This is a genomic window from Pseudomonas sp. SDO52101_S400 (genome assembly GCF_054071635.1).
On sequence record NZ_JBSVWF010000014.1, the window covers coordinates 58,477 to 69,807 of the forward strand.

8 protein-coding genes are annotated in these 11,331 nt (G+C 60.5%); 5 read left to right on the top strand and 3 right to left on the bottom strand.

What is annotated here, in order from left to right:
- Positions 1–129: 129 nt before the first annotated feature.
- The 4 genes from ACW9HX_RS09460 to selO all read left to right on the top strand — a co-directional run bounded on the left by ACW9HX_RS09460 (position 130) and on the right by selO (position 8,849).
- On the top strand, positions 130–1,755 hold the full coding sequence (locus tag ACW9HX_RS09460; RefSeq protein ID WP_457380381.1) for a methyl-accepting chemotaxis protein: 1,626 nt from the start codon (positions 130–132) through the stop codon (positions 1,753–1,755).
- Positions 1,756–2,206: 451 nt separating this feature from the next.
- Positions 2,207–3,949, top strand: coding sequence for a potassium/proton antiporter (locus tag ACW9HX_RS09465; RefSeq protein WP_457380382.1), 1,743 nt, complete (start codon positions 2,207–2,209; stop codon positions 3,947–3,949).
- A gap of 34 nt (positions 3,950–3,983) precedes the next feature.
- Positions 3,984–7,337, top strand: coding sequence for a mechanosensitive channel MscK (gene mscK, locus ACW9HX_RS09470; RefSeq protein WP_457380383.1), 3,354 nt, complete (start codon positions 3,984–3,986; stop codon positions 7,335–7,337).
- A 48-nt stretch (positions 7,338–7,385) separates the two neighbouring features.
- Positions 7,386–8,849, top strand: coding sequence for a protein adenylyltransferase SelO (gene selO, locus ACW9HX_RS09475; RefSeq protein ID WP_457380384.1), 1,464 nt, complete (start codon positions 7,386–7,388; stop codon positions 8,847–8,849).
- 133 nt (positions 8,850–8,982) lie between these two features.
- Here the strand turns inward: selO and ACW9HX_RS09480 are convergent, their stop codons facing one another.
- A complete protein-coding gene (locus tag ACW9HX_RS09480) occupies positions 8,983–9,384 on the bottom strand; it encodes a helix-turn-helix domain-containing protein (protein ID WP_039766491.1) in 402 nt (133 codons plus the stop codon).
- Positions 9,381–9,677, bottom strand: a complete 297-nt coding sequence (locus ACW9HX_RS09485; RefSeq protein ID WP_007952335.1) for a type II toxin-antitoxin system HigB family toxin — start codon at positions 9,675–9,677, stop codon at positions 9,381–9,383. The genes ACW9HX_RS09480 and ACW9HX_RS09485 overlap by 4 nt, the downstream gene beginning before the upstream one ends.
- A gap of 194 nt (positions 9,678–9,871) precedes the next feature.
- Between ACW9HX_RS09485 and trxC the strand changes: the two genes are divergently transcribed.
- Positions 9,872–10,306: a thioredoxin TrxC gene (gene trxC, locus ACW9HX_RS09490; RefSeq protein WP_457380385.1), complete on the top strand. Its 435-nt coding sequence runs from the start codon at positions 9,872–9,874 to the stop codon at positions 10,304–10,306.
- Between the two features lie 130 nt (positions 10,307–10,436).
- On the opposite strand, the gene ACW9HX_RS09495 is transcribed toward trxC, so the two are convergent.
- Positions 10,437–11,207 (bottom strand): ParA family protein, encoded by a 771-nt coding sequence (locus tag ACW9HX_RS09495; RefSeq protein WP_007952339.1) that lies wholly within the window; start codon positions 11,205–11,207, stop codon positions 10,437–10,439.
- Positions 11,208–11,331: the final 124 nt, after the last annotated feature.

Genomic DNA, 11,331 nt, shown 5'->3' on the forward strand with positions numbered 1-11,331 from the left:
GCACTTCGTCGCCCGGCCCCTTATGCGACAAATACGCGCACCGCCTCAAGACTTTAGTCGTATGACCGATAAGTCATCCAACAGCAGTCTCAGCCCGCATGGATGCGGCCCTTCCCTGGTAATCGCACCATGTCCCTTCGCAATATGAATATCGCCCCCCGGGCGTTCACCGGTTTCGCCCTGATCGGCGGCCTGATGCTGATTCTCGGCGTGTTCGCCCTGAACCAGATGAGCAAGATCCGCGGCGCCGCCGAAAACATCACCACCACCAGCGTGCCGAGCATCAAGAACCTCGACGAGTTCACCCAGCTGACCCTGCGCCTGCGGGTGCTGTCGTACCGTTTGCTGGTGAACCGCGAGCCGGACGTCCAGCAAAAAACCATCGAACTGCTGGAGATGCGCAACCAGCAGATCCGCAAGGCCCAGACCGATTACGAGCCGTTGATCGGCAGCCCGGCAGAACGTGCGGCCTATGACCAGTACGTGCAGTTGCTGGGTCAGTACCGCCAGATCGAAGACCGGATGAAAACCCTGTCGCGCAACAATCAGGTGGATGAGCTGCGCAATCTGCTGAACACTCAGTTGCTCGACAACTCCGAAGCAATGAACACCGTGCTCAATCGCCTGATGCAGATCAACGGCGAGCAGATCAGCAACACCAACCAGCAAGCCGCCGAGCAGTTTTCTTCGGCCTTCAGTCTGGTGGTGACGCTGCTGGTGATCGCCACCGGCCTGACCTTCCTGTTTGCCTGGCTGCTGACCCTGAGCATCACCAAGCCGATCTCCAAAGCACTGGATGCGGCGGAAACCATCGCTGAAGGCAACCTGACCCAGCCGATTCACGTTGACGGCACCGACGAAGCCGGGCGCCTGCTGGCGGCCATGGCCAAGATGCAATCGAAACTGCGCGACACCCTGCAACGCATTTCCGGCTCGGCAACGCAGCTTGCGTCTGCAGCGGAAGAGCTGAACAGCGTCACCGACGAAAGCGCCCGTGGCCTGACCCAGCAAAACAACGAAATCGAGCAGGCCGCCACCGCAGTCAACGAGATGACCAGCGCGGTTGAAGAAGTTGCACGCAACGCGGTCAGCACCTCGGAAGCCTCGAAGAACGCCACTACTTCCGCCGGCGACGGTCGCGATCTGGTGCAGGAAACCGTCAGCGCCATCGAACGCATGAGCGCCGACGTGCAGAGCACCGCCACCCTGATCGGTGATCTGGCCAACGAATCCCGCGACATCGGCAAGGTGCTGGACGTGATCCGTGGCCTGGCTGACCAGACCAACCTGCTGGCACTCAACGCCGCCATCGAAGCGGCCCGTGCCGGTGAGGCCGGCCGTGGTTTTGCTGTGGTGGCCGACGAAGTCCGTGCCTTGGCGCACCGTACTCAGCAATCGACCAGCGAAATCGAGCGCATGATCGGCAGCATCCAGAGCGGCACCGAGCACGCGGTGGATTCGATGCGCAACAGCACCGAGCGCGCCGAATCGACTCTGAACATCGCCCGTGGCGCTGGTATGTCGCTGGACACCATCAACAGCGCCATCGTTGAAATCAACGAGCGCAACCTGGTGATCGCCAGCGCCGCCGAAGAGCAGGCGCAGGTAGCGCGGGAAGTGGACCGCAACCTGGTGAACATTCGCGATCTGTCGGTGCAATCGGCGACCGGCGCGAATCAGACCAGTGCGGCGAGTAACGAGCTGTCGCGCCTGGCGCTGGATCTGAACAATATGGTTGGGCGGTTTAGCCTTTGATTTTTTAGATCAAGGTCAAGGTCAAAAGCTACCCCCTCACCCCAGCCCTCTCCCCAAGGGGGCGAGGGGGAAAGGGAGCAGATCTTCGTGCTTTTCAGAACCTGAGCTCGACTCAATATTTCAGGTCGATGTAACCCGAGAGAACCACTCGATCAGCCCCCTCTTCCCCCGGGTGTATGTACCGGAGGGAGAGGGAGCAGATTGGGGGCTTTTCAGATCCTGAGTTCGACTTGCTATTTCAAGTCGCTGTAGCTCATACAAACACCACGATCGGTCCCCTCTCCCTCCGGGAGAGGGTTAGGGTGAGGGCAACAATCGCAAGCCGAACCCAAATCTGAATAGCCCACAGAAAAACCTTTTTGACAGCATCACATTTCAACAGGTTAGAATCGCTGGCACGCAGACTGCATGGTCAGTTTGTGCCCGTCTTTCCGCTTCTGGAGTACTGCCTTTGAATGCGACGACCATCAACAGCCTGTTCTTGATCGGCGCGTTGCTGGTAGGTGCGAGCATTCTTGTCAGTTCCCTTTCGTCGCGTCTCGGCATCCCGATTCTGGTGATCATCCTCGCAGTCGGCATGACTGCCGGGGTCGATGGCGGCGGCATCATTTTCGATAACTACCCGACGGCCTATCTGGTCGGCAACCTCGCACTGGCGGTGATCCTCCTCGACGGTGGCCTGCGCACCCGGGTGTCGAGTTTCCGCGTGGCCTTGTGGCCCGCCCTGTCGCTGGCCACGGTCGGCGTCCTTATAACCACCGGTCTCACCGGCATGGCCGCCGCGTGGCTGTTCGACCTCAACCTGATTCAAGGCCTGCTGATCGGCGCCATCGTCGGTTCCACGGACGCCGCGGCGGTGTTCTCGCTGCTCGGCGGCAAGGGCCTGAACGAACGGGTGACCGCCAGCCTGGAAATCGAATCCGGCAGCAACGACCCGATGGCGGTGTTCCTCACCGTGACCCTGATCGACATGCTCGCCAGCGGCCAGACCGGTCTGCACTGGAGCCTGCTGACCCACCTGATCCGCGAGTTCGGCATCGGTGGCGTGATCGGCCTCGGCGGCGGCTGGCTGATGCTGCAACTGGTCAACCGGATCAACCTCGCCACCGGCCTATACCCGATTCTGGTGATCGCCGGCGGTCTGGTGGTGTTCGCCCTGACCAACGCCCTGCACGGCAGCGGCTTCCTGGCCGTGTACCTGTGCGGTCTGGTGATCGGCAACCGTCCGGTGCGCAGCCGCCACGGCATCCTGCACATGCTCGACGGCATGGCGTGGCTGGCACAGATCGGCATGTTCCTGGTGCTGGGGCTGCTGGTCACCCCGCACGACTTGCTGCCGATCGCCCTGCCTGCTCTGGGTCTGGCGCTGTGGATGATTCTGTTCGCACGGCCACTGTCGGTGGTGGTCGGGTTGCTGCCGTTCAAGGCTTTCCATGGTCGTGAAAAGGCATTCATTTCGTGGGTCGGCCTGCGCGGCGCGGTACCGATCATTCTGGCGGTGTTCCCGCTGATGGCCGGGCTGCCGAATGCGCAGCTGTACTTCAACCTCGCGTTCTTCATCGTACTGGTGTCGCTGCTGGTGCAGGGCACGAGCCTGCCGTGGGTGGCCAGACTGCTCAAGGTGACGGTGCCGCCGGAGCCTGCGCCGATCTCCCGTTCGGCCCTGGAAGTACACATCACCAGCGAGTGGGAGCTGTTCGTTTACAAGCTCGGCGCGGAGAAATGGTGCATCGGTTCGCCCCTGCGCGAGCTGAAAATGCCCGAAGGCACCCGTATCGCAGCCCTGTTTCGCGGTCAACAGTTGCTCCATCCGTCGGGTAGTACGGTGCTGGAAGTCGATGATTTGCTGTGTGTTATCGGCCATGAACACAACTTGCCGGCCCTCGGAAAACTGTTCAGCCAGGCACCGCAACGGGGCCTGGACCTGCGCTTCTTCGGCGACTTCGTACTCGAAGGAGACGCCCAGCTCAAAGCGGTTGCAGCCCTGTATGGCCTGCCGGCCGACGGCATCGATCCGGACATGACCCTGGGCCACTTCATTGCCCAGAAAGTCGGCGGTGCGCCGATCGTTGGCGACCAGGTGGAATGGAACAATACCCACTGGACGGTTGCGGTCATGGACGGGAACAAGATCGCCAAAGTGGGCGTCAGATTCCCCGAAGGAAGTCGCCCGGGCCCCGGGCTCTTCCTCTAAACTGCCTCCACTCTCACTTGCTTGACCGGTCTCTATGCCTACCCTGCGCTCCTTTTTCCTCGCGGCCCTGCTGGGCCTGAGTCTTACTGTCGGCCCGCTGCAGGCCGCAGAACCGCCGTCCAGCGAAGCCGTGCAGGCCAACCTGGACAAGCTCACCGACAGCAAACTGCCCGAGGCCGACAAAAAGGCCCTGCAAACGCTCCTGCAAAACACGCTGAACCAGCTCAACAACCGGCGTGACTATGAGCAGAAACTGATCGATCTCAAGCAACAACTGGCCACGGCGCCGAAACAGACCATCGAGAACACCCGCGAACTGGCACGCCTCAAGGCAACCGCCGTGGTTCCGGTAGCGCAGCGCTTTACCAAGGAAAACATCCAGCAGCTGGAACAGATACTCACCGAGCGCTCGACCCAGCAAAGCGATCTGCAAAAAGCCCTGGCCGACGCCAACAGCCTGATCATCACTGCACAGACTCGCCCGGAGCGCGCCCAGGCAGAAATCGCTAACAGCCAGACGCGCATCCAGCAGATCAACAGCATCCTCAAGACCGGCAAGGACAGCGGCAAAACCCTGAGCGCCGAGCAACGGGACCTGCTCAACGCCGAGCTGGCAGCGCTCAATGCACTGATCCCGCTGCGCCGTCAGGAACTGGCCGGCAACAACCAGTTGCAGGACCTGGGCAACAGCCAGCATGACCTGCTCACAGAAAAATCCGACCGCCTGGACCATGAGATTCAGGAACTGCAAACCCTGATCAACCAGAAGCGTCTGACCCTGTCTCAGGAAACCGTGACGCAACAGTCGATCGAGGCGCAGAAGTCGGGCAGCAGCACCTTGCTCGCCACGGAGAGCGCAGCCAACCTCAAACTCTCCGACTATCTGCTCAAAAGTACCGACCGCCTCAACGAGCTGACCCAGCAGAACCTGCAGACCAAGCAGCAACTGGACAGCGTGACCCAGAGCGATTCGGCCCTCGACGAGCAGATCAACGTGCTCAAGGGCAGCCTGCTGCTGTCGAAAATTCTCTATAAACAGAAGCAGGCGCTGCCGCGCCTCAAGGTCGACCGCGACCTGGCGGATCAGATCGCCGACATTCGCCTGTACCAGTTCGAAATCAACCAACAGCGCGAACAGCTGAGCAATCCGGCGACTTACGTCGACAACCTGCTGTCCACCCAGCCGCCGGAGCAAGTCACGCCACAACTGCGCAAAAGTCTGCTGGAGCTGGCCAACACCCGCGTCGATCTGCTGGAGCGGCTGAGTCGCGAACTGAGCGCGATGCTCAATGAGTCGATCACCCTGCAACTGAACCAGAAGCAACTGCTGAGCACTGCGCAAAGCCTGCGCGCGACCCTCGACGAGCAGATGTTCTGGATTCCCAGCAACAAGCCGCTGGACTCCGAGTGGATTCGCGGCGTGCCGGAACGCCTGAAACGCCAGATCGACACCCTGCCGCTGGCCTCGAGCCTGAGCGAACTGACCGACGGACTGACCCAGCGCCCGCTGCTGTTCCTGCCGCTGGCGCTGCTGATCGGCGCGCTGCTGTGGCGCCGCAAACAACTGTATTCGCGCCTGAACAAGGTCCATCAGGACATCGGCCACTTCAAACGTGACAGCCAGTGGCACACGCCGCAGGCAATTCTGATCAACATCCTGCTGGCGATGCCGGTGGCGCTGGGCCTGGCGCTGTGTGGACTGGCGCTGCAGATCGACGCCCGCGGCCAGAACGCGAACATGGGCGCGGCCTTGCTGCAAATGGGTCAGGCGTGGCTGGTGTTCTACACCGCTTACCGGATCCTCGCGCCGGGCGGCGTGGCGGAGCTGCACTTCCGCTGGGAGAAACCGCAGGTCGAATTCCTTCAGGGTTGGGTACGTCGCCTCGGCCTGGTGGTGATGGCCCTGGTGGCCGTGGTGGCGGTTGCCGAACTGCAACCGGCGGCACTGGCCGATGACGTCATCGGCATGCCGGTGGTGTTGACCTGCTACGCGTTGATGGCGTGGCTGCTCAGTCGTCTGCTGATCAGCAGCCCGGCTCACGAAAACGCCTCGCTGTTTCGCAAGGCCGTGGGTGTGATGTTCACCCTGTTACCCATCGCGCTGTTCGTCGCCGTATGCTTCGGCTACTACTACACCGCGTTGAAGCTCAGTGACCGCTTGATCAACACGCTCTACCTGTTGATGTTCTGGCTGGTGATCGAAGCCACCTTCGTCCGTGGTCTCGCCGTTGCTGCACGACGTCTGGCTTACCAGCGCGCCCTGGCCAAACGCCAGGCAGCGAAAGAAGCCGGCGACGGTGAAGCGGTGATCGAAGAGCCGACCCTGGACATCGAAAAGGTCAACGAACAGTCCCTGCGCCTGATCCGCCTGGCACTGCTCGGCGGTTTCATCGCGGCGCTGTACTGGGTCTGGGCCGACCTGATCACGGTATTCTCGTACCTCGACAACATCACCCTCTACGAATACACCAGCGGCACCGGCGCCAACATGAGCATGGTGCCGATCAGCATCGGCGACATGCTCGGCGCGCTGATCATCATCGGCATCACCTTTGCGCTCGCACGTAACTTGCCGGGCCTGCTTGAAGTGTTCGTGCTGTCGAAACTCAATCTGGCCCAGGGCAGCGCCTACGCGACCACGACGCTGCTGTCGTACGTGATCGCCGGGGTCGGTTTCGTCTCGACCCTGTCGACTCTCGGCGTGAGCTGGGACAAGTTGCAATGGCTGGTGGCGGCGCTGTCGGTCGGCCTCGGCTTCGGTATGCAGGAGATCTTCGCGAACTTCATCTCCGGCATCATGATCCTGTTCGAACGCCCGGTGCGGATCGGTGACACCATCACTATCGGCAACCTGTCGGGCACGGTGAGCAAGATCCGCATCCGGGCCACGACCATCACCGACTTCGACCGCAAGGACATCATCGTCCCGAACAAGACGTTCATCACCGGGCAACTGATCAACTGGTCGCTGACCGACACCATCACCCGGGTAACGCTCAAACTCGGCGTCGACTACGGCTCGGATCTGGATCTGGTCAAGGAGCTGTTGCTCAAGGCCGCCCGGGAAAACCCGCGCGTGCTGAAGGAACCCGAGCCGCACGTGTACTTCCTCAACTTCGGCGAAAGCACCCTCGACCACGAGCTGCGCATGCACGTGCGTGACCTCGGTGACCGCAACCCGGTGATCGACGAGGTCAACCGCTTCATCAACCGCGAGTTCAAGAAGCAGCACATCAACATCTCGTTCCGGCAGATGGAGGTTTACCTGAAGAACCTCCACGGTCAGGAGTACAAACTGGTGCCGGTCGAAGAGGAAAACAAAACCATCGCCCCGGCGGCCGAAGGTCAGAAACCGTTTCAGGAACCGCCACCCGCCAAACTCGACTAACCCGGCCATTCCCAGCAGAATGCTCGGACATTCTGCTGGAGCCGGCCCTTGAAAGCCCTCGACGAACTGACCTTCGACAATCGCTTCGCCCGCCTGGGCGATGCGTTCTCGGCCCATGTGCTGCCCGAACCGATCGACAATCCGCGACTGGTGGTCGCCAGCCCGGCGGCCCTGGCGCTGCTGGATCTGGAACCGGCGACTGCCGACACCCAGGAATTCGCAGAACTGTTCGGCGGCCACAAGTTGTGGGCCGACGCAGAACCGCGGGCAATGGTCTATTCCGGGCATCAATTCGGCGGCTACACCCCGCAACTGGGCGACGGGCGCGGGCTGTTGCTGGGCGAGGTCTACAACGCGGCCGGCGAGCACTGGGACTTGCACCTCAAGGGCGCCGGGCAGACGCCTTTCTCGCGTATGGGCGATGGTCGTGCGGTGCTGCGTTCGTCGATCCGTGAGTTTCTCGCGTCCGAAGCCCTGTATGCGCTGAACATCCCGTCCTCACGCGCTGCGTGCGTGATCGGCTCCGACACCCCGGTGTGGCGCGAAAAGCAGGAACGCGCAGCCATGGTGTTGCGCCTGGCGCCGAGCCACGTGCGCTTCGGGCATTTCGAATATTTCTACTACACCAAGCGGCCCGAGCAGCAGAAGCAGCTCGGCGAACACGTACTGGCGATGCACTTCCCCGAGTGTCTGGAACAGCCGGAACCCTATCTGGCGATGTTCCGCGAGATCGTCGAGCGCAACGCCGAACTGATCGCCAAGTGGCAGGCCTACGGTTTCTGCCACGGCGTGATGAACACCGACAACATGTCGATCCTCGGCATCACCTTCGACTTCGGCCCGTTCGCCTTCCTCGATGACTTCGACGCGAACTTCATCTGCAACCATTCCGATGATCAGGGCCGCTACTCCTTCAGCAATCAGGTCCCCGTCGGCCAGTGGAACCTCAGCGCCCTGGCCCAGGCCCTGACGCCATTCATCAGCGTCGAAGCCCTGCGCGAAACCCTTGGCCTGTACCTGCCGCTGTTCCAGGCACACTACCTCGACCTGATGCGCCGCCGCCTGGGCTTCACCACGGCCGAGGACGAAGACCAGCAACTGCTTGAACAACTGCTGCAATTGATGCAGAACAGCGGCGTCGACTACACCTTGTTCTTCCGTCGCCTGGGCGAGGAGTCAGCAGATAAGGCTGTTGCCCGGTTACGCGATGACTTTGTCGATATCCGTGGCTTCGATGCGTGGGGCGAGCGTTACGTCGACCGTGTCGCGCGCGATGGCGCGACTGATCAGGAACAACGCCGTGCGCGGATGTACGCGGTGAATCCGCTGTACATCCTGCGCAATTACCTGGCGCAGAAGGCAATCGATGCTGCCGAGCAGGGTGACTATTCAGAAGTTCGCCGGTTGCATGCGGTGTTGAGCAGTCCATTCGAGGAACAGCCTGGAATGGAAAGCTATGCGGAACGGCCGCCGGAGTGGGGCAAGCATTTGGAGATCAGTTGTTCGTCGTGAAGCGCACGGTCTCCTGTCTCGGAGCCGTGCACCCTCGCGTCAGGCAACCTGCTAGATAACAGCGCCGGCTGAAAAAGCCGCTCGACATGCTATTGGAGTGCAACTGTCACGACGCTGGATAGCTGGTTTCCTTTCAGATAAACACGTCCACCGGCAACTTGAAGTGTTCGGCCAGCCAACGGACCTGTCGCAGATTCAACTGGCGCTTGCCGCTGAGGATTTCCGAAACAACAGACTGAGTGCCGACACCGGGCAAATCGCTCTGGGTCAAACCATGCTCACGCATCAAATATCCCAGTACTTCAAAACCCGGTGGTTTCGGCGTCGGGTGATGCACGCGATCCCATTCTTCAATCCAGTCACCGATGATATCCACCAGGCTCATTAAAGGATGAGACTCATCATCGCCCGTCATTTCGAGCAACTCATCAAGGGCTTGAACGAGCCTGTCGTAGTCGTCTTCGCTTTTCGGCTTGCGCAGCAGGGGCGAGACGAACTCCCAGTGCTCAGCAGCTTTTTTGATCAGAACACTCATGCCTTAGCCTCCTTCCATTTACCGCGGTCATATTCGCGATGATCCAATACATGCCTGATGTACAACTTTTGAGGTCGATATCTGACATAGGCGATCAACCTGAGCTTGTTACCGCCAATATCGAAAACGTGAAAATCACCCACTTTGTCGACAGCCGGAAACAAGGCCTTCAGCGCCGCAAAATCTGGCGATTTGCTCCCTTTCGCCACTTCCAGCCAGTGGTCCAGTGCTGTAGCTGCGTTAGGCCATTTGGCCTTCGCTTCTCGTATTCGTTTTCCGGTGATGACATGCATGCAACATCCTTATCGCATTCTGCTATGGGGAGTTAATCACAGATCAAAATTATCGCAAGTTGCGATACGGCCGAGCAGACCAACGGGCTCAATCGGTCCATCTCAGCCTAGGCTCACAGCCAAACACTGCACGATTGAAAATATGAGCAAACGTCTCCATCTAGGCGTTATCAGCTCCCCTCTGGATCCCGATCATGACCGACCCACTCCTCATCCCCTGCCCCTCCTGCAACGGCCTCAACCGTATTCCCGCCGAGCGTCTCGGCGATCAGCCTAAGTGCGGGCGCTGCAAGTCCGAGGTGCTGTTGAACAAGCCGTTCGAACTCAAGCAAGGCGATTACGCCAGCCAGATCAAGGGCGATCTGCCGTTGCTGGTGGACGTGTGGGCGGACTGGTGCGGGCCGTGCAAGTCGTTTGCGCCAGTGTTCGAGCAAGCGGCGGCGCAACTGGCAGGCAAGTGCCGGCTGGCCAAGCTGGACAGCGAGGCCAATCAGCAGTTGTCGGCGCAGTTGGGGATTCGCTCGATTCCGAGCCTGATTCTGTTCAGGAATGGCCGTGAGGTGGCGCGGCAGAGCGGCGCGTTTCCGCTGCCGCAACTGATGGCGTGGCTGCGCAGCCAGGGTATCTGAGCGCAGCGCACATTCCCTGTGGGAGCGAGCCTGCTCGCGATGACGGTTGCTCATTCAACAAATGTGCTGAATGAAAGACCGCTATCGCGAGCAGGCTCGCTCCCACAGTTCTTTATGCTGGCTCAGACGGTCAGGCGTCTTCCAACAGGTTGTGCAGTTCGACGAACTGCTGCGTCAGCTTGTGTCGTGGATCGAGGTGGATCAGCGGCGTGTTGGCCTGATGGGATTCGCGCATGCGCACTGAACTGGCGAGGTAGACCGGCAGTACCGGCAGGCCCTCGGCGATCAGTTCGTCGAGAATCTGCTGCGGCAGGCTGGCCCGGGCCTGGAACTGGTTGACCACGATACCTTCGACTTCCAGGCCTTCGTTGTGGTCTTCCTTCAACTCGTCGATCTCGGCGATCAGACCATAGAGGGCCTGACGCGAGAAGCTGTCGCAGTCAAAGGGAATCAATACCCGATCGGCGGCAATCAGTGCCGAGACCGCATAGAAATTCAGCGCCGGCGGCGTATCCAGATAGATCCGGTCGTAATCTTCCGACAACTCGTCGAGCAGCTTTCGCAACTTGTTGATCTTGTGCTTGGCCTCAAGCTTGGGCTGCAAGTCGGCCAGTTCGGCGGTGGCGGTGATGATGTGCAGGTTGTCGAACGGCGTTTCGTAGATATCCGCCTGATTCTTTTTCGAGAACGGCCCGGAAGACAGGGTCTGTTTGAAGAAGTCGGCGATGCCCATCGGAATGTCGTCACCGGTGAGCCCGGTCAGATACTGAGTGGAGTTGGCCTGGGCATCGAGGTCCACCAACAGCGTGCGATAACCTTCGCTGGCGCTGACCGCCGCCAGATTGCAGGCGATGCTGGATTTGCCCACGCCACCTTTCTGATTGAACACCACGCGCCGCATGACAAAACCTCCGTGTATCAAAGAATGACCGAGTGTAGTGGTGCCCGGGCCCGCTTCGCTACCTTCACGGACACGGACTACAGGGTCAGGCGCAAATATCTCAACGGACACGGCGCAAATGCCG